The following is a 19845-nucleotide window of genomic DNA, read 5'->3' as shown; positions in this document are numbered from 1 at the left end:
GATTCGCGGAACCGGCGCGAAGCCGGTTCCGCGGCGGCTCACTCCTCGGCGTCGGCCGTGGCCTCGCCGCCGGCGCGCGACTTGCCGGTAGCACGCTTGGCCGCCGGCGCCTTGGCCGCGGCCTTCTTGGCTGCGGGCGCCTTCTTCACGGCAGCCGCCTTCTTGGCTGGTGCCTTGGCCTTGCTCACCGTTTCAGCGTCCTGATCGTCCTCGGCGCCCGCCTTGGCGGAAGCGGTCTTGGCAGCCGTCTTAGCGCCCGCCTTGGGCTCGCGGGCTTCGAACTCGAAGCCGATCTTGCCATCAGGCTGCTTGACCAGGAAGGCCTTGAAATTGCGCCCGGTGCGCGATGACTTGAATCCCGTCAGCAAATCCGTGCGCCCCGCGCCCAGCAGCTTGCCGATCTGCTCGCGCGAGATCTCCTGCTGCAGGATGATCTTGCCCGTTGTGAAATCGCAAGACTTGGGACTGGTAACCGAGTTCTCGCACACGTACTTCATGCCATGCTCGAACACCGAGCCACTGCACTTGGGACAGGTGCCAACCGGTTCCTGGCCGCTGAAATCGACCGGCTCGCCGTCGTTGTCGTCGTCGTTCTGGCCGAAGTCGAATTCCATCTTGTAATGGCCATCGTCGTCCTTGCCCAGCTTCAGGATGGCGGCGAAGGGCCGGCCCATCTTGCTGCGGAAGCCTTGCAGCGGACCAATTTCCTTCTTCAGCAGCAGCTCTTCGACCTCGTCGATCTCGAACTGTCGGCCACCCGGGATCTTGCTGATCGAGAACTCGCAAGCGGTGCAGGCAAAGCGGCGGTAGTTCTCCTTGACCTGGCTGCCGCACTGCGGGCACGGCGTGGCCAGCGTGGCGTAGTCGCCCGGGATGGTGTCGCTGTCGTACTCCTTGGCGCGCTTGACGATCTGCTGCGTCATCTGCGCGATCTCGCGCATGAACTCGTCGCGCTTGAGGCCGCCGCGCTCGATCTGCGACAGCTTGTGCTCCCATTCACCGGTCAGTTCAGCCTGGGTCAGTTCCAGCACGCCCAGGCCGCGCAGCAGCGTCATCAGCTGGAAGGCCTTGGCGGTGGGGATCAGCTCGCGGCCCTCGCGCACCAGGTATTTCTCGGCGAGCAGGCCTTCGATGATGGCCGCGCGCGTGGCTGGCGTGCCCAGGCCCTTGCCGGCCATGGCCTCGCGCAGCGCGTCGTCGTCCACCAGCTTGCCTGCGCCTTCCATGGCGGAGAGCAGCGTGGCTTCGTTGTATCGCGCCGGCGGCTTGGTGGTCAGGCCAAAGCTGTCGACCTTGTCGACCTTGACGCGCTCGTCCTTGGCCACCGCCACCAGGTTGGCGTCGTCGCCCTGGGCTTCGCGGCCATAGACCACCAGCCAGCCCGGATTGACCAGGACCTTGCCCTCGGTCTTGAAGTGATGGCCGGCCACTTCGGTAATCCGCGTGGTGACCTGGAACTCGGCCGCCGGGAAGAACACCGCCAGGAAGCGGCGCACCACCAGGTCATACAGCTTCTGTTCCGGCTCCGAGAGGTTCTTCGGGGCCTGCAGCGTCGGGATGATAGCGAAGTGATCGCTGATCTTGCTGTTGTCGAAGATCTTCTTGTTCGGCTTGACCCAGCCGCTCGCCAGCACCTTCTTGGCATGCGGCAGATAGTTGGGCGAGCTCTCGGCAAGCATGTCCATGGTCTGCTTGACCGTGTCCATGTAATCCTCTGGCAGCGCGCGGGCGTCGGTACGCGGGTAGGTCAGCACCTTGTGCTTTTCGTACAGCGCCTGCGCCAGGCCAAGCGTGTTCTTGGCCGAGAAGCCGAAGCGCGAGTTGGCCTCTCGCTGCAGCGTGGTCAGGTCGAACAGCGCCGGCGACTGCTGCGTGGAAGGCTTGGACTCTTCGGTGACGGTGCCGGTCTTGTCACGGCAGGCCGCCACGATGCTCTTGGCTTCGGCCTCGCTCCACAGGCGCGACTCGCGCGCCTCGGGATCGAACTCGTTCTTCTTGAACTTGGGATCGAACCAGCGGCCTTCGTACAGGCCGGCGGCGGCGATGAACTCGGCGCGCACTTCCCAGTAATCGCGCGGGACGAACTTCTTGATCTTCTCCTCGCGCTCCACCACGATCGACAGGGTAGGGGTCTGCACCCGGCCCACGGTGGTCAGGAAGAAGCCGCCGCCCTTGCTGTTGAAGGCGGTCATGGCGCGCGTGCCGTTGATGCCCACCAGCCAGTCGGCCTCGGAGCGGCAGCGCGCGGCATCGGCCAGCGGCATCATGTCGGCGTCGTCGCGCAGGCGCGCAAAGCCGTCGCGGATTGCCTGCGGCGTCATCGACTGCAGCCACAGGCGCTGCACCGGCTGCTTGGCCTTGGCATGCTGCTGGATCAGGCGGAAGATCAGTTCCCCTTCGCGCCCCGCGTCGCAGGCGTTGACCAAGGCGGTGACGTCCTTGCGCTTGATCAGGCGGTTGAGCACCTTCAGGCGCGATTCGGTCTTGGCGATCGGGCGCAGATCGAAGTGCGGGGGAATCACCGGCAGGTTGGCGAAGCTCCACTTGCCTCGCTTGACCTCGTATTCGTCCGGGGCGGCAATCTCAACCAGGTGGCCGACGGCCGACGAAAGTACGTAATCGTCACTTTCGAAGTATTCGTCATGCTTGGTAAAGCCCCCGAGGGCACGGGCTATATCGGCAGCAACCGATGGCTTTTCCGCGATGATGAGGGCTTTTGACATGGATCGGGTCCTTGCTGGCCGCACTCTGGCGGCCTGCGAATTATTGCCACTAAGGGCTCTGCACTATATGTAAACAGCGAGCTCGGGGCTTTGAGGCGCCAATAATAAGCGCGGTTCCGACGGCGGTGCAAGCAAGCACGCCGCCGGTGCCTTCGTCAAACAGCCGTTGCCGGCATGCGGGCCAGGCCCGGTGCGGTTGCTGTCGGTTCTTTTTTCAATGCGAATCCAGGCCGTCGCCGGCACCCTGCGCCAGCCAGTCCAGCACTTCCGGCACCTCGGCCCCGGCCGCCATCGGCATGGCGGCGCCGCGCGCCAGCATACGCTCAAGCACCTCGATATGCGGCAACAGCGTACCGTAGAACTGCGGCCGGCCCCCTGCGGCCGGCTGCACCAGCACCGTGGGAAAGTTGTCGATGTCGAGGTCGCCCAGCCGGTCGGCATGGGTTTCGATATCGATCCACACGAAGCAATCGCCGGAAAAGCGCGCCGCCAGGGATCTGAACGCCTCCTGGTAGGTTCCGCAGGTGCCACACCAGGCCGCGCACAGGCACGCGACCAGGCGGCCTTGCGGACGCGCTGCCAGCGCCTGGGCGATCGCGCCCGGGTCCTGCTCCGGAAAGTAAACGGTCATGGCGGGATAAACATGAGCCTTTTCAGGCACGGGAAATCGTTTGATTGTAGCGGTCGCGGGGAAAACCGTGCTTCGACCGGCCTTGCGGCACCCACTAGCTTACCCGGCCATAGAAATTGCCCGGCAGCCGCTCCACGGCGCCCGCCAGTTCCAGGTTCTGCAAGATAGCTGCCACCTGCTCGGGTGGCAGGGCGGTGCGGGTGCACAGCGCATCGAGCGTGACGGGATCGTGGGTGAGCGTCAGGCCGAGGACATCGGCCAGCCCCGGCATCGGCGCAGGCAACACCGTCCGGACACCGGCGCCGCCCCAACCGAGTTCCTCCAGCACATCGTGCGCGGTTTCCACCAGCTTGGCGCCCTGCCGTATCAGCAGGTGGCAGCCCTTGGACAGCGGCGCATGGATCGAGCCGGGAATGGCGTAGACCTCGCGCCCCATTTCTGCCGCCAGCCGCGCCGTGATCAGCGACCCCGAGCGCGCCGCCGCCTCCACCACCAGCACGCCGCGCGCCAGCGCCGCGATGATGCGGTTGCGCTGGGGGAAATGATGACTGCGCCCCGGCGCGCCGAGCGGAAACTCGCTGACGATGGCGCCATGGGCGGCAATGCGGTGGGCCAGCTCGCGGTGGCGGGCGGGATAGACCAGGTCGGCCCCCGTGCCGATCACCGCCACGGTGCCGCCGATGCCCTCCAGCGCGCCGTCATGGGCAGCGCCATCGATCCCTAGCGCCAGTCCCGACACCACGGCCAGCCCGGCATCGGACAGCACGCGGGGGAAGCGCCGCGCGTCTTCCACGCCCTGCACCGTGGCGCTGCGCGCACCGACCATGGCCACGGCCGGATCGCCAAGCGCGTCCAGCCGGCCTTTGATGTACAGCACCAGCGGGGGGTCGGAAAGGTCCAGCAAGGGGCGGGGATAGGCCGCGTCAGCCAGCGTCACCACATGGTTGCCGGGCTCGGCGGCCCAGGCCAGGGTACGCTCTACCAGCGCCATGGTGGTAGCGTCGGGCGGCGCTAGCAAGGCGCTCGCGTGCTTCTCGGGGATGACCGCCGCCAGCGCGCTGACGCTCTGCGCCAGCAGTTGCCGCGGCAGCCCGAAGACGGCCAGCAACTGGCGCAGGGCGGCCGTACCGAGGCCGCGCGCGCCTGTCAGCCGCAGCCACGCCTCGATGTCCGCGGCGTCGCGCGTGGTGGCCGGCGCCTGCACCGGACCGGCGCAGGCTGCTGCTGGCCCGGTCAACGTGGCGAGGTCACGCGGTCGCCAACCTCGATCGCGTTCGTGGCATCGGTGACCAGGGCATAGGCCACACCGGGGAACACCCGGAACACGAAGGCCAGGCCGTAGCGCTCGTCGGGCAGCAGGATGGGGCGATTGCCGTCGGTACGATCGGGCACCAACTGGCCGGCGCGGGAAAGCGCAACCACGTGGCCTGGCTCAAGGCCCGCGGTGGTGCCGAGGTTGAGCACCACCACCTGCTTGGCGCCGCCAAACTGCACACCGCCATAGACCGCCGCGATGCGGCCATCGAGGGCGACTTCCGGGGCGCGGGGCACATAGCGCACCGGCTCGCGCGCGGGCTGGGGCATCAGCAAGGTGCCGGTGCCCATCTCCTGCTGCGCCTGTGTCACCTTGATGGTGGTCACCGCGTCGAAGCCTTCCGGCTGGCGCGACACGCGAACATTGCCCTGGTATTCGGCCTCGTAGCCCAGCACAACACCGGTGACGGGGTCCTTGATCGGCTTGACCGGCTTGAAGGCCTGCCAGTCGCTGCCGATCACCGCCTCGGGCGGGGCGATGCCGCGCGCATAGGCGATGTCGCCCATGGCCAGATAGACCCGCGACTCGGGCAGGGCGAAGATGCGCGCCGAGGTCTCCAGTGTGCCCTGGTCCACCACCAGCGGGCGGATCAGGAAGGACTCGATGTCCTTGGCGGGAATGCTGGCGATGGCGCCGTCCGGGCCACCTTCGCCGCGCACGCCCGGCGTGAGGCGCACCGTGCCGCCGGCGTCCGGGCTGGTCGAGAGCCAGGCGCGTCCGTCGCGCTGAATCAGGTACAGGACCTGGCCGGGATAGATCAGGTGAGGATTGTGGATCTGCTGCCGGTTCATGCCCCACAGTTCGGGCCAGCGCCAGGGCTGGCGCAGGAAGCGGCCCGATATCCCCCAGAGCGTGTCGCCACCGCGCACCACGTACTGCTGTGGCGCGTCCGGTGCCAGGTCGGTGGCGGGTATGCCTTGCTGCCCGGTGACAGTGGCCTGGGCCAGCTGGGCAGGGGTGACGGTAAGCTCAGCGGCATGGATTGGCGCCCCGGCGGCGGCAGTGATGCCAGCCGCACACAACATCAATCGGGCAAACGCGTGCAGCCTGCGGCCCGGCGCCGCCTGGTGTTCTTTGGTAAGATCGCGCATTTTCTCGAACCGGCTGGCAGAACAGCCGGATTGACCCTGGAGAGCGTGCCTGTTGCGGCGCGCCTTGAATTTTTGTACTTGCGCCCCGATTCTGCATGTAAACACCCGTAGCCGCAACGCGCGGCTCACATGTGTGAGCGGCAGGCGTTGCGCCCCAGCATCATGGCTAAACTCGATATCCTGACCTACCCCGATCCCCGCCTGCATATCGTGGCAAAACCGGTTGCCGTGGTGGACGACCGCATCCGCAAGCTGGTGCAGGACATGGCCGAGACCATGTACGAAGCACCGGGCATCGGCCTGGCCGCAACCCAGGTGGACGTGCACGAGCAGGTGGTGGTGATCGACATCTCCGAAACCCGCGACGCGCTGCAAGTCTTCATCAACCCGGAAATCGTCTGGTCCAGCGAAACCCGCAAGGTATCGGAAGAGGGCTGCCTGTCGGTGCCCGAGGTCTACGACCGCGTGGAGCGCCCGGACCATGTGCGCGTGCGCGCCCTCAACGAAAAGGGCGAGAGCTTCGAGATCGAAGCCGACGATCTGCTGGCCGTGTGTATCCAGCACGAGATAGATCACCTCAAGGGCAAGGTCTTCGTCGAGTACCTTTCACCGCTCAAGCTCCAGCGTATCAAGTCCAAGCTGGTCAAGCTGCACAAGCGCGAACGCACCCGCATGTAAGGTAGCCGCGGCCGGACGCACCGGCACCGGTCTGCTATCGTATTGCCTTCCCGATGAATCAAGTTGCCGGCCGCTGATGCGGCCGGTGCCGCTTTATGCCGGAGCGCGCCATGTCCCAAGCCGCAAGCCCAACCCAAGCGCTGCGCGTAGCCTTTGCCGGCACGCCCGAATTCGCCCGCGTGGCGCTCCAGGCCATCCATGAGGCCGGCTTCCCCATCGTGGCCGTGCTCAGCCAGCCCGACCGCCCGGCGGGCCGCGGCATGCAACTGCAGGCCAGCCCCGTCAAGCAGTACGCGCTGGAGCATGGTCTGGGCCCGGTGCTGCAGCCGCGCTCCCTGCGCCGCAACGGTAAGTACGCGGAGGAAGCCGGCGCCGCGGTGGATACGCTGGCGCAGATTGCGCCGGACGTCATGGTAGTGGCCGCCTACGGCCTGATCCTGCCGGCCGAGGTGCTGGCGTTGCCGCGCCACGGCTGCCTCAATATCCATGCCTCGCTGCTGCCGCGCTGGCGCGGCGCGGCGCCCATCCACCGCGCCATCGAGGCCGGCGACGCGCAAACCGGCATCACGCTGATGCAGATGGACGAAGGCCTGGATACCGGCGCGATGATCCAGGGCGAAACGGTGCCGATCGGGCCCGACGACACCACCGGCACGCTGCACGACACGCTGGCCGCGCTGGGCGGCCGCATGGTGGTGGACGCGCTGCGCCGGCTCGCCGCTGGCCAGCCGCTGCCCGGCACGCCGCAGCCTGCCGAGGGCGTCACCTATGCCGAAAAGATCGCCAAGGAAGAAGCGCCGCTGGACCTGCGCCGCCCGGCCACGGCACTGGCCAGCCAGGTGCGCGCCTTCAATCCCTTCCCCGGCGCCACCGTGCAGGTCGGCCAGACCGTCATCAAGTGCTGGCAGGCCCAGGCGATGGAAGCCGTGCCCGGTCTGCGGCAGGCGCCGGGCACTGTGCTGGGCGCGGATGCCGACGGCGTGGTGATTGCCTGCGGCGAGGGCGCGCTGCGCGTGGCCGAACTGCAGAAGCCGGGCGGCCGCAGGCTGCCGGCCCAGCAGTTCCTGCAGGGCATGCCGCTGCCGGCTGGCACCCGCTGCGTCGTGCCGGAAGGCACGGCATAATCGGCACCTGCCCGCCATTGCCAATCCAGCAGCCAGGAATCCCATGCTCGGTATTACTGACTTCCCCCTGTTCGTCGGCGCCGTGTTCCTGCTCAATGTGACACCCGGACCGGACACCGCCTATATCGTCGGGCGCAGCGTGGCGCAGGGCAGGGCGGCGGGCGTGGTCTCGGCGCTCGGCGTCAGCGCCGGCTGCTGCGTGCACTCGCTGGCCATCGCCTTTGGCCTGACCGCCTTGCTGGCGGCGTCGGCCACCGCCTTTACCGTGATCAAGTTTGCCGGCGCGGCCTATCTGGTGTGGTTGGGGCTGCGCCTGATCCGGCAGCAATCGACGCCCCGGGAGGCAAGCGCGGCCCCCGCCGCGCAGCCGGGTACGCGCGGCCTGCGCGCCTTGTTCATGCAGGGCTTCCTGACCAATGTGCTGAATCCGAAGGTGATCCTGTTCTTCATTTCCTTCTTTCCGCAGTTCGTCGACCGTCATGCCGGGCATCAGGCCCTGGCATTCCTGGCACTGGGCGGCGTCATGGTGCTGATGTCGACACTGTGGAACGGCCTGGTCGCATGGATGGCGGGCACCCTGACCCGCCGCGCAAGCGAGGCGCCCCGGCTGAAGTGCTGGCTGGATCGCATTGTCGGCGCCGCGTTCATCGGGCTGGGTGCCCGCCTGGCGCTAGCTCAGCGCTAAGCCACCCCTGGCCGACAAACGGCCCAAGGCGTCGCTAACCGTGGCACTGCTCTATTTTTAGGCAGCCCACGGTTGAATTTCCGCCCAGGGGTACCATCTAATCATCACCGCGTCGCGCTTCGCAGGTCTGGCCAGCCCGGCTACCGGGTGCGCGCTCGAGGATGATTTTTTCGGAGATCACGACAATGTTCAACTGGGTCAAGACCTTCATGCTGATGGCGGCCATCACGGCGCTGTTCATCGTCATCGGCGGCATGATCGGCGGCCGCAGCGGCATGATGTTCGCGCTGATCATGGCGCTGGGCATGAACTTCTTCTCTTACTGGTTCTCGGACAAGATGGTCCTGCGCATGTACAACGCGCAGGAAGTCGACGCGAGCACGGCGCCGCAGTTCTATGGCATGGTGCAGGAGCTGGCGCAGCGCGCCCAGTTGCCGATGCCGCGCGTGTACCTGATCAACGAGGACGCGCCCAATGCCTTTGCCACCGGCCGTAATCCGGAGCATGCGGCCGTCGCCGCCACCACCGGCATCCTGCGCGTGCTGTCGGAGCGCGAGCTGCGCGGCGTGATGGCGCACGAGCTGGCCCACGTGCAGCACCGCGACATTCTGATCTCGACCATTGCCGCCACCATGGCCGGCGCGATTGCCGCACTGGCCAACTTCGCCATGTTCTTCGGCGGGCGCGACGAGAACGGCAACCGCTCCAATCCCATCGCCAGCATCGCCGTGGCAATCCTGGCACCGCTGGCGGCCTCGCTGATCCAGATGGCGATCTCGCGCGCCCGCGAGTTCGAGGCCGACCGTGGCGGCGCCACGATCAGCGGCGACCCTCAGGCGCTGGCGATGGCGCTCGACAAGATCCACCGCTATGCCCAGGGCATTCCCTTCCAGACGGCGGAAGCGCACCCCGCGACCGCGCAGATGATGATCATGAACCCGCTGTCGGGCAGCGGCATCGCCAACCTGTTCTCGACCCACCCGGCCACCGAGGAGCGCGTGGCGCGGCTGATGCAGATGGCCCAGACCGGGGTCTACCCGGTTTAGGGTCGGTTCAAGCCCTCCCGTTGCTCCAGGCGCCGGCCAGCAGGGCGCAAAAAAGCCGACCCTGGGCACATACAGGGTAAACTGCCCGCCGTGCTTCCCTTCGAAGCGGCGGGCAGTGTTTTTTCCGGCCCCGCCCGGCCCTGCCGCCAGTCCACGCCGCTTGCGGCTTGCCTTTGCCACCCCGCGTTACCGTCTCACTGCCTCACTGTCATGCGCCTGCCACACGAATCACTCGCCTTCCAGATGCTCGCCGCCGCGGCCGCCGTACGCGGCGTCAACGAAGGCAGCGCGCTGCCGCTGGCCATCGACAACGCCGCCGCGCAATACCGCCTGGACCGCGTGCGCGACGCGGCCACGCGCGGCGCCTTGCAGGACCTGGCTTACCGTACCATGCGCCAGTTCGGCACGGCGCGCGCGCTGGTCACCAAACTGGTGACCCGGCCGCCCGGCGCGCTGGTGGATTCGCTGCTGGCGGTGGCACTGGCGCTGCTGGTCGAGGATGAGCAGGGCGAGGGCGGCTATACGGAGTTCACCGTGGTGGACCAGGCCGTCAGCGCCGCCGCCTCCGAGCCCAAGACGGCTCATGCGCGCGGGCTGGTGAACGCCGTGCTGCGCCGTTTCCTGCGCGAGCGCAAGGCGCTGCTGGCCGAAGTGCGCCAGGACGACGAGGCGCGCTGGAACCTGCCCGCATGGTGGCTGGATGCGCTGCGCAAGGCTTACCCGGACCAGTGGACCGCGCTGGCCGAAAGCGCCAACGTGCGTCCGCCCATGACCCTGCGCGTCAATACCGCGCGGGTCACGGTCGCCGAGTATCTCAAGCGCGTGGCCAACGCCGGCATGGCCGGCGTGGCCATCGGTCCGCAGGCGGTCAGGCTGGTGCGCGCGTTTCCCGTGTCGCAGATCCCCGGGTTTGCCGAGGGAGACGTTTCGGTGCAGGACGCCGGCGCGCAACTGGCCGCGCCGCTGCTGGACCTGGCCGATGGTCAGCGCGTGCTCGATGCCTGCGCCGCGCCCGGCGGCAAGACCGGCCACATCCTGGAATTGGCCAAGGTCGAGGTGACGGCGCTCGAGAGCGATGGCCAGCGTGCCACGCGCATCGACGAGAACCTCGCGCGCCTGGGTCAGCAAGCCACCGTGGTGGTGGGCGACGCGAGCCGCCCGCAGGACTGGTGGGATAACCGCCAATACGATCGCATCCTCGCCGATGTGCCTTGTTCCGCTTCGGGCATCGTGCGCCGCCATCCGGATATCCGCTGGCTGCGCCGCGAGGTGGACATTCCCCGCCTGGTGACCGAGCAGCGGCGCATCGTGTCGCAACTCTGGAGCCTGCTCAAGCCGGGCGGCATCCTGGTTTATGTCACCTGTTCTATTTTCCCAACGGAGGGCGAAGAGCAGGCGCGCTGGTTTGGTGCACAGCTACCAGATGCGATACGATTGCAGGCGCCAGGCCAGATGCTGCCTGGCAACAAGGACCAGGTGTCCGGCGGCGGCAATGCCAGCCAGGAAGGCCTGCCCACCGACCACGATGGCTTCTTCTACGCCCGCTTCCAGAAACGACCCTGACCGATCCCTATCGATCCCAATGCCGAGCCCGCTTCGCTTGTTCGTCCTTCGCGTCCCTGACGACAGTGCGTACGTGCCCGTGGCGGCAGGTAGTGCAATAGCCGGCGCTGTGCGCAGAGCGTGTACGTGGCTGGCAGCCTGGCGGCTTGCGTCGGCGATCATGCTGTGCGTGCTGATGGCACTGATGGTGTTGTCGGGAGCGGCGCGCGCCGATGGCATCGAAGTCAACGAAGCGCGCATCGAGTACCAGGACGGCGGCTTCGATCTTGCCGCGAGCTTCGATTTCGAATTGCCGCCACCGCTCGAAGACGCGCTGAACAAAGGTATCTCGCTGTATTTCGTGGTCGATTTCCAGCTCACCCGTCCACGCTGGTACTGGTTCGATGAAAAGCCGGTCAATGCCAGCCGCAGCGTGCGGCTGTCCTACCATCCGCTCACGCGCCAGTACCGCGTTTCCACCGGCGGCCTGCAACTGCCGTTCATGCGGCTAAAGGGCGCGCTGCAATTCATCCAGCGCGTCCGTGGCTGGCGCGTGTTCGAGCGCAATATGGTCAAGCCGGGCGAGACCTACCAGGCCGAAACGCGCATGCGCCTGGACCTGACGCAACTGCCCAAGCCGTTCCAGATCAACGCCGTCAATACGCGCGAATGGAACCTGGCATCGGAATGGCGCCGCTTTAATTTCACTGTACCCACCGAGTTCCCGCAGCCGCCCGCGCCCACGCCGCCGCCTCCGGTGTTGCCAGTACCGGCGCCGCCCCCCGTGCCAGGACCGGCATCCGCCGCGTCCGCCGCGGTGGCCGGCGAAACGCGCGCGGTACCTTTCGCGCAGACCGTATCGACCGTGCTCTCCCCCAATACCCTGGTGCAGCCGGCCGCGGGCCAGCCATGAGCACCGCCCCCAGCCTTTGGGACAGCCGTTTCCGGCGCGTGCTTTACCGCGTCGTGGCCGGGATCATCGTGTTCCTGGCACTGGTGCTGGTAGCGCTGCTGGCAGGCGCCTCGGCCAATACGGAATTCTTCGACCGGTATTTCACGCTGCTGTTCAAGATCAACCTGGTGATCGGCATCCTGCTGGTGCTGATCATCGGGGCGCTGGCGCTGACCTTGTGGCTGCGCTACCGCCGCGGCAAGTTCGGCACGCGGCTGATGACCAAGCTCGCGGTGTTCTTCGGCGTGGTGGGCGTGCTGCCCGGCGTGCTGATCTATCTGGTGTCGCTGCAGTTCGTCTCGCGCAGCATCGAGTCCTGGTTCGATGTGCGCGTGGAAACCGCGCTCGAGGCCGGCCTGAATCTTGGACGCTCGACCATCGACAGTTCGCTGTCTGACCTGCAAGGCAAGGCGCGGCTGATGGCCGACCAGATCGCCAGCTCGTCGAATGTCGCCACCTCGCTGCAGCTCAACCGGTTGCGCGAGCAATACGGCGTGCAGGAAGCCGCCATCTTTACCGGCAGCGGCCGTGTGATCGCCACCGCCTCGAGCAACTATGCCTCGCTGGTGCCCGATCTGCCTTCCGGCGTTTTGGCTGAGCAGGCGCGGCTGGCTGGCGGCTATGCCGCAGTGGAGGGTGGCTCCGATCCGGTGGTGGACGGCCGCCACAAGCCCGAACGAATCGATGGCGGCCACTTGTACCGGCTGCGCGTCATTGTGCCGCTTGGCCCCGCGCCCACCGCGCAGACCAATGCGCAAACCCTCGCGGAAAGCGCCAGCGGCCCGGCGGCAAAGCAGCCCCTGAATGCAGCCAGCCGCTGGGCGGGCTCGGGGCTGGCTGTGGAACGCCGCCCGGAAGATGCCGCGTCTTCCGGCTTCGGGCTGGTGGGCGACACGGTGCGCGAGGAGCGCTATCTGCAAGTCGTGCATCCGGTGCCGGCGGCGTTGGCGCGCAATGCCGACGAAGTCCAGCGGGCCTACCAGGAGTACCAGGAGAAGGCGCTTGGCCGCACCGGCCTGCGCAAGATGTATATCGGCACGCTCACGCTCACGCTGTTCCTGGCGGTGTTCATTGCCGTGATGCTGGCGCTGCTGCTCGGCGGCCAGCTGGCGCGGCCGCTGCTGATGCTGTTGCAAGGGACCAAGGAAGTGGCAGAGGGCGATCTCTCGCCCAAGCGCGAACTCAAGAGCCGTGACGAGCTCGGCATGCTGACACAGCAGTTCAACATGATGACGCGCCAGCTCTCGGAAGCGCGCATCGCGGTGGAACAGAACCGCAGCGCGCTCGAAAAATCGACGGCGTATCTCGAAAGCGTGCTGCAGAACCTCACCGCCGGCGTGTTTGTGTTCGACCGCCGCTTCGTCCTGATCACCGCCAATCCCGGGGCCGAGCGCATTTTCCGCCAGCCCTTCGCCGGCGCGCTGGGACAGCCCATCGACAGCATCCCGGTGCTCGGCGCATTCGGCGACATCGTGCGGCAGGCCTTTTCCGAGCAGACCACCAGTGAAATGCTGGGTGGCGCGCAGCACTGGCAAAAGCAGATCGAGCTGCCGCAGGGCGACGAGGAACAACCGCTCACGCTGCTGGTGCGCGGCGCGCGCCTGCCCGGCGGACGGGGTGACGAGCAAGGCGAGCCCGGCTACGTGGTGGTGTTCGACGATATCTCGGATGTGATTTCCGCTCAACGCTCGGTGGCCTGGGGCGAAGTGGCACGGCGCCTCGCGCACGAGATCAAGAACCCGCTGACCCCGATCCAGCTCTCGGCCGAGCGCCTGCAGATGAAGCTCTCGCCAAAGCTGGAAGGCCACGACGTGGACGTGCTCAAGCGCGGCGCCACCACGATCGTCAACCAGGTGCAGGCCATGAAGCGCATGGTCGACGACTTCCGCGACTACGCGCGCACGCCGCCAGCGCTGCTGCAGTCACTGCAGATCAACGGCCTGGTGGCGGAAGTGCTGCACCTCTATGGCATCGACGACACCGGCCCCCACGAGCATGCCGTGATCCATCCGTCGCTGGCTGCCAGCCTGCCTGAAATCAAGGGCGATCCGACCCAGTTGCGCCAGGTGATTCACAACCTGCTGCAAAACGCGCAGGATGCAGTGTCGGACAACGTTTCGGCGGCCAGAATGGCGCCCCATATCGCTCTGCACACCGAGACTGTAGAATACAAAGATTCTGCCGGCGAAGACCGGCAGGCCGTCAAGCTCACCATTGCGGATAACGGTCCTGGTTTCGCCCCGCGCATCCTTAGTCGCGCGTTCGAACCCTATGTGACCACCAAGGCCAAGGGAACCGGCCTCGGGCTCGCGATGGTGAAGAAGATCATTGACGAACACGGCGCACGCATCGAGTTGCGCAATCGCATGGAGGGCACCGAGATCATCGGGGCGCAGATCTCCATCCTGTTCGTTAAACTGGCATAGTCAATGTGCGGCCCCGAACCCGGCAAGCCGCGGTGGGGTCAAGAGGGGAAGTATGGCAACCATCCTCGTAGTCGACGACGAAATGGGTATCCGGGAGTTGCTCTCGGAAATCCTCAGCGACGAAGGCCATGTGGTCGAAGTGGCAGAAAACGCGCAGAAGGCGCGCGAGTACCGTGCCGGCAATACGCCGGATCTGGTGCTGCTTGACATCTGGATGCCCGATACCGACGGCGTCACGCTGCTCAAGGAGTGGTCGGCCCAGGGCCTGCTCTCCATGCCCGTCATCATGATGTCGGGGCACGCCACCATCGATACCGCGGTGGAGGCGACCAAGATTGGCGCGCTCAATTTCCTCGAGAAGCCTATTGCCTTGCAAAAGCTGCTGTCGGCGGTCGAGCAGGGCCTGGCACGCGGCGTCGAGCGTCCACGCGCAGGCGTGGCCGCCGGCACGGCATTGCCCGCGAACGGCAGTGGCGAAGGCATCGCGGCGGTAGCGGCGGAAAGCGCCGCGGAGAGCGCCAATGGCGCCCCGCAACGGCTGCCCGAAGCGGAGATGCACTTTTCCTTCGATATGCCGCTGCGCGAGGCGCGCGACCTGTTCGAGCGCGCTTACTTCGAATACCACTTGCTGCGCGAACATGGCAGCATGACCCGCGTCGCCGAGAAAACCGGCCTCGAACGCACTCACCTGTACCGCAAGCTCAAGCAACTCGGCGTGGAACTCGGCCGCAACAAACCGGAACCAGCAGAACAATGATGCGGTGATGCGCGCAGCGCTTGACTGATTCAAAATGCGCTGCTATGATTTCGCTTCTTTGGCCCGGTAGCTCAGTCGGTAGAGCAGAGGATTGAAAATCCTTGTGTCGGCGGTTCGATTCCGTCCCAGGCCACCAGCATTACGAAAAAGCCCAAGATCTGAAAAGGTCTTGGGCTTTTTTCATTTGCCTGCGTTGATTTGCCTTTGCCGACGCATAAGATGCGCTTCGCCGTATCGGCATTTATTCCCATGTGCCGCCGCGCGGTGGCGGACGAGGCCATAGGCGCGTTGTCTCCTTGCTCCGCCGGCTTGTCCTGTATGCCCACGCGAAACCAGGGGCATAGACGTCCTTTCCAGTCCTCGCATGGCTATCGCCAGACGCCAGCTACATCCTTGCTTTGTCCACTGTCACCGCCTATTGTTTAGGCACAAATTCCTCGACCAATGCCATCGCAACCGCGATTATCGGCATTGCGCCAAATACCCCTAAATTCCGGCTTCCGCATTTCGGCCTGACCTCCGAATTTCACCATTGCACGCTTCCTATCCGTGCCGTGCGGATAGCAATCTGGCAAAACACGCCGCGCATTCGATACCACCAGTTCATTCAAAACTAGCCGCGCGTGCATTGACGCCGGAAGACGAAAAACGAACACTGCGCGCTCCCGCGGCGAGGACTGATTCCATGTCCGAGGCGGTTTCCAGGCCATGCCAAAGCAAACCCAATGCGCAAGCACCCCGACGATGTAATGACCGCTGAACCGCATGGGCGCGCCGTACCCGCGCCTGCGACCACGCTGGCCAGGCGCCTGGTGGCCGAAGCCTTGGGCACGGCGTTGCTGGTTGCAGTGGTGGTGGGTTCCGGCATTCGCGCGCAGCAGCTGGCCGGTGGCAATGTCGCACTGGCATTGCTGGCGAATTCGCTGGCCACGGGGGGTGGGCTCATTGCGTTACTGCTGGCGCTGGGACCGGTATCGGGCGGTCATTTCAACCCCGTGGTGAGCCTTTGTGCGTTGATACAGGGCACGCTGCCGGCACGCGATGCGTGGCGCTATGCGCTGGTACAGGCTGCCGGCGCCATCGCGGGCGTCATCTGCGCGCATGCGATGTTTGGCGAGCCGATGCTGGCCTGGTCGGCACAAAGCCGCACCGGGACATCGATGTGGTGGAGCGAGTTCGTGGCCACCTTCGGCCTGATCAGCGTGGCCATCGGTACCGGACGCAGCCGGCCCGGCCTGGTTCCGTTCGCCGTGGCGGCCTATATCACGGCTGGCTACTGGTTCACGGCATCAACCTCTTTTGCCAACCCGGCACTCACCATTGCCTGTGCGTTGACGGCAACCTTCACCGGTATCCGTGCCATCGATGTGCCCGGCTTCATGCTGGCGCAACTGGCGGGAGGGTTGAGCGCCACGCTGATCTTCCACTGGTTGCTGCGCGCGCCGGCAGCGCTGCCGGGCCGTTCGCATGCGAAGCAAACGGCGGCATGGCCGACGCCTGGCCCGGCGGCAACTCCGGCCGCTACCAGCGCCGATTGAGCTGGACGCCGAAGATGGAGCCGGACGTTTGCGAGGCCCACGTATCCGCCGGCGAGGCGAACGCTATGCCATCCACGTCGCTGGCCTTGCTGTACGTGTAAAAGGCGCGCAGGTTGGCATTGCCGGCCGCCTTGCCAAGCGTGAAAGTCGGCGCCACGGTCAGGGCGGTGCGTTGCCCGCTCGTGCCAAAACCCGAGGAAATCTGGTCACGCGCCACCTCGAAGGTGAGCTTGAACTGCTCGCTGGCGATGTAGGCAGGGCGCACGCGCGTGGCTATCCATTGCAGAGTTCCCACCGGCGAGCGGTCGAACTGCATGCTGGATTCGACCGAGCCTGCCAGGCCCAGGCCGGAGCGTTGCTTCCATTCCATCGATTCGGCCAGGCGTACCCGGGACAACGCAGGACCCATGCCCGTGTAGCCGGTCAGCGCATTACGGCTGCCTTCGCCTAACTGCATGCCGAAACGATTGGTCCCGGCGAGCACGCCCTGTTGCTCGTGCATGGCCGACACCCACCATGCGCTGCCGGTCTGCTGGATCAGCGGCTGCGCTTCCACCCGCGTATAGCCGAGTTGCACCGAGCCTTTCTCGTTGGTCGTGATGGGGGCGGTGCGCAGCGAATGGTAACTAGGCAGGTTGGCGCCATTGAGATCGTTGCGCGCGGTGTACTGGTAATTGAGCGCGATATCGCCAAAGCGCGCATTGTCCACGCCGAAGCGCATTGCCGGGGAAGTGGGCGGCAGCAGTCCCGAGGACATCAGGAAGGCCGAGGTCTCGCGCCGGCCAGCCCACATGGTGGCGCCGTCGAGTACCGACAGGCCACTGACCGAGGTATAGATCTGGGGCAGCAGGGCATACGGATCGACCGCTGCCGGGCGGCCATTGACCGAGGTGGCATCCGTCCCCTTGGCCTGCGCCACGAGTTGCACCTGGCCGCCGCTATCCAGAGCGAACAGCGATTCCTTGAGCTTGACCTCGCCGGTGCTGCGGCAGGCCAGCCCGCCGCCGACGCCGGTGGACGGCGTGCCGCCACCGGCGCAGGCACGCGTGGCCGTATTGCGGTCGTCATAGGCTGCGCGCCCGCTGTAGCCGAGCCGCCAGACCTGGTCGCCGGCCGGATCGTCGGCCGGTAACTGCGAGACCAGGGCGAAGCCCTCGCTGGCTGGCGCCTCGGGGGCATCGCCGTCGACCGGCTCGGCCACCTTCGGCGATGCTTCCGCGACGAACTGGCCCAGGCGCTTGGGAAAGAACACGACAGGAGGCGGCGGCGCCATCACGGGCTCTGGGGGCAAGGCAGGCTCGGGCGGTCCGGCGAGTTGCATGCCGTCGTCGGCCAGGCCTGCGTTGGCCCAGGTGGCCGGAAGCGGCGGGGCTGGCAGGGCAGCGTCCGGTGCGCCGGACTCGGCGGGAACAGGAGCGGCAGCGGCGACAACCGGTGCGGAAGGGGCTTCCGTGACCGCGGGCGCAGCGTCAGGCACACGTACCACCGTTGCGCTATCCGGGGCGCCACCGGCTGATTCGCGCGCAACCAGGGCTGCCAGCGGGTCGGTCTCGGGATCTACCTGCGGCGAGGGCCGTGCCGGTACTGCCACGGCCGCTGGCGCCACCAGCGCATCCGATGCCACCAGGCCGGTACCGGCCTGCGCGCACGCGTTCACGCCCCAGGCGGCCAGCACGGCAAGAGCGAGGCAGCGGGAGTGACGATGCGGCGGGCGGCCCGATTCGGCCAGGACAACAGACAACATAGGCAACACCAGTAAGGCGTGATTTTTTAACAGTCGCCCGATTGGACAGCAAGCGGGGTTACAAAATCCGCGGCAAAGGCAGCCTTTTCACCATATGGAACATGGCGGCAGCGTCACCCCTAAAGCAGCGCTTTCCTAGCGAAAACCCGGACTTTGCCGGTTCCCCGTGGCGAAAGGGCCACCGCTATAATCATCGGGCTTGTCCGACGGGTACGGACCGGCGCCCCCCGAGCCTGTTACAAAGGCATGCCAAGATCATCCGCGGATCATGGCATGCCTTTGTAACAGGCTCATTAATTGCGCAGCCGCCGTACCCCGGCTTCATGCGCGCCACGGTACAGGGCCGGATGCCCACGCATGACGTGAGCGTGCCTGACGCTGCTGCCGCACCAAAAATTTATAAAGAGGAGAAGTTATGGAACGTCGTTCCTTTCTGTTGAAGGCATCGGCCGTGGCCGCCACCGGGGCGCTGGCCGCCTGCGGCAAGGAAGAAAAGGCCGCGGCGCCGGCTGCCGCCGGTGCCAGCGCACCGGCCGTGATCGGCAGCAACCCGGCTGTGGAATGGCGCCTGGCTTCCAGCTTTCCCAAGTCGCTCGACACCATCTTCGGTGGCGCCGAGCTGCTGTCGGCCCGGGTCAAGGAACTGACCGACGGCAAGTTCAACATCAAGGTGTTCGCCGCCGGCGAAATCGTGCCGGGCTTGCAGGTGCTGGACGCGGTGCAGAACAACACGGTGCAGATCGGCCACACCGCCGGCTACTACTACTTCGGCAAGAACCCGACGCTGTGCTTTGACACCACCATCCCCTTCGGCCTGACCGCACGCCAGCAGAACGCCTGGATGCTGCAGGGCAACGGCATGAAGCTGATGCGCGAATTCTTCAAGGAATACAACGTCGTCAACTTCCTGGGCGGCAATACCAACGCGCAGATGGGCGGCTGGTTCCGCAAGGAAATCAAGACGGTAGCCGACCTGCAGGGCCTGAAGTACCGCATCGCCGGATTTGCCGGCGTGGTGCTGGCGCGCCTGGGCGTGGTGCCGCAGCAGATCGCCGGCGGCGACATCTATCCGGCACTGGAAAAAGGCACCATCGACGCGGCCGAATGGGTTGGCCCCTACGATGACGAGAAACTGGGCTTCTACAAGGTTGCGCCGTACTACTACTACCCGGGCTGGTGGGAAGGCAGCGCACAGCTGTCCTTCTATTCCTCGGCCACGGAGTACGAGAAGCTTCCCGCGCTGTACAAGCGCGCGCTGGAAACGGCCACCATCGAGGTCCACACCAACATGATGGCCAAGTACGATACGGTCAATCCGCAAGCCCTGGCGCGCCTGCTGGAAAACGGCGTGAAGCTGCGTCCGTTCTCCAAGGAGATCATGGAGGCCTGCTTCAAGGCCACCCAGGAAGCCTACGCCGAGGAAAACGCCAAGAATCCTTCGTTCAAGAAGATCTACGACGACTGGCGTGTATTCCGCAACAATGAAGCCGCCTGGTTCAATGTGGCCGAGCAGGCGTTCTCGCAATTCAGCTTCACGCACAAGCTGTAAATACCCTGACACAAGCGGGCCGCTACCCGCTGTGCCGCAAGCCA

At 66.1% G+C, this 19845-nt stretch carries 15 protein-coding genes and 1 tRNA gene; 11 read left to right on the top strand and 5 right to left on the bottom strand.

The features are described 5' to 3' along the window. Positions 1-38 precede the first annotated feature (38 nt). The 4 genes from ACZY0R_RS36725 to ACZY0R_RS36710 form a co-directional block, all read right to left on the bottom strand. Positions 39-2723: a DNA topoisomerase III gene (locus ACZY0R_RS36725; protein ID WP_488865414.1), complete on the bottom strand. Its 2685-nt coding sequence runs from the start codon at positions 2721-2723 to the stop codon at positions 39-41. A gap of 214 nt (positions 2724-2937) precedes the next feature. After that, on the bottom strand, positions 2938-3354 hold the full coding sequence (locus tag ACZY0R_RS36720) for a thioredoxin domain-containing protein (RefSeq protein ID WP_488865412.1): 417 nt from the start codon (positions 3352-3354) through the stop codon (positions 2938-2940). A gap of 94 nt (positions 3355-3448) precedes the next feature. Beyond that, on the bottom strand, positions 3449-4591 hold the full coding sequence (gene dprA / locus ACZY0R_RS36715) for a DNA-processing protein DprA (protein ID WP_488865410.1): 1143 nt from the start codon (positions 4589-4591) through the stop codon (positions 3449-3451). Then, the gene (locus ACZY0R_RS36710; protein ID WP_488865408.1) at positions 4588-5760 is read right to left on the bottom strand and encodes a LysM peptidoglycan-binding domain-containing protein; all 1173 of its coding nucleotides are present in this window, start codon (positions 5758-5760) and stop codon (positions 4588-4590) included. The genes dprA and ACZY0R_RS36710 overlap by 4 nt, the downstream gene beginning before the upstream one ends. 162 nt (positions 5761-5922) lie before the next feature. Here ACZY0R_RS36710 and def point away from each other — a divergent pair, with 162 nt between their 5' ends. From def to ACZY0R_RS36660, 10 genes are all read left to right on the top strand, one after another. Next, positions 5923-6438 carry a peptide deformylase gene (gene def / locus ACZY0R_RS36705; protein ID WP_488865406.1) on the top strand — a complete coding sequence of 172 codons (516 nt, stop codon included), beginning with the start codon at positions 5923-5925 and terminating at the stop codon, positions 6436-6438. Between the two features lie 110 nt (positions 6439-6548). Next, a complete protein-coding gene (fmt, locus tag ACZY0R_RS36700) occupies positions 6549-7562 on the top strand; it encodes a methionyl-tRNA formyltransferase (RefSeq protein WP_488865404.1) in 1014 nt (337 codons plus the stop codon). Between the two features lie 43 nt (positions 7563-7605). Then, positions 7606-8247, top strand: a complete 642-nt coding sequence (locus ACZY0R_RS36695; protein WP_045241979.1) for a LysE family translocator — start codon at positions 7606-7608, stop codon at positions 8245-8247. Between the two features lie 185 nt (positions 8248-8432). Further along, the gene (gene htpX / locus ACZY0R_RS36690) at positions 8433-9293 is read left to right on the top strand and encodes a zinc metalloprotease HtpX (RefSeq protein WP_035865619.1); all 861 of its coding nucleotides are present in this window, start codon (positions 8433-8435) and stop codon (positions 9291-9293) included. A gap of 210 nt (positions 9294-9503) precedes the next feature. Next, positions 9504-10856: a 16S rRNA (cytosine(967)-C(5))-methyltransferase RsmB gene (gene rsmB, locus ACZY0R_RS36685; protein WP_045241980.1), complete on the top strand. Its 1353-nt coding sequence runs from the start codon at positions 9504-9506 to the stop codon at positions 10854-10856. A 160-nt stretch (positions 10857-11016) separates the two neighbouring features. Beyond that, positions 11017-11748: a DUF4390 domain-containing protein gene (locus ACZY0R_RS36680; protein WP_488865401.1), complete on the top strand. Its 732-nt coding sequence runs from the start codon at positions 11017-11019 to the stop codon at positions 11746-11748. Further along, entirely contained in the window at positions 11745-14213 is a 2469-nt protein-coding gene (locus ACZY0R_RS36675) for a sensor histidine kinase (protein ID WP_488865399.1), read from the top strand. Before ACZY0R_RS36680 ends, ACZY0R_RS36675 begins: the two co-directional genes overlap by 4 nt. Before the next feature lie 52 nt (positions 14214-14265). Next, positions 14266-14970: a response regulator gene (locus tag ACZY0R_RS36670; RefSeq protein ID WP_488865397.1), complete on the top strand. Its 705-nt coding sequence runs from the start codon at positions 14266-14268 to the stop codon at positions 14968-14970. 60 nt (positions 14971-15030) lie between these two features. Beyond that, positions 15031-15106, top strand: a tRNA-Phe gene (locus ACZY0R_RS36665). A gap of 613 nt (positions 15107-15719) precedes the next feature. After that, positions 15720-16508 (top strand): aquaporin, encoded by a 789-nt coding sequence (locus ACZY0R_RS36660; protein WP_488866383.1) that lies wholly within the window; start codon positions 15720-15722, stop codon positions 16506-16508. Here the strand turns inward: ACZY0R_RS36660 and ACZY0R_RS36655 are convergent. Then, on the bottom strand, positions 16492-18252 hold the full coding sequence (locus ACZY0R_RS36655; protein ID WP_488865395.1) for a carbohydrate porin: 1761 nt from the start codon (positions 18250-18252) through the stop codon (positions 16492-16494). The genes ACZY0R_RS36660 and ACZY0R_RS36655 overlap by 17 nt on opposite strands. Before the next feature lie 415 nt (positions 18253-18667). Between ACZY0R_RS36655 and ACZY0R_RS36650 the strand changes: the two genes are divergently transcribed. After that, a complete protein-coding gene (locus ACZY0R_RS36650; RefSeq protein WP_441632542.1) occupies positions 18668-19801 on the top strand; it encodes a TRAP transporter substrate-binding protein in 1134 nt (377 codons plus the stop codon). The last annotated feature ends 44 nt before the right edge of the window (positions 19802-19845 follow it).

The sequence above is a fragment of the Cupriavidus sp. F041 genome (genome assembly GCF_057814235.1).
The sequence above is the reverse complement of the archived record's forward strand: the minus strand, read 5'-3'. Positions and strand labels throughout refer to the sequence as shown.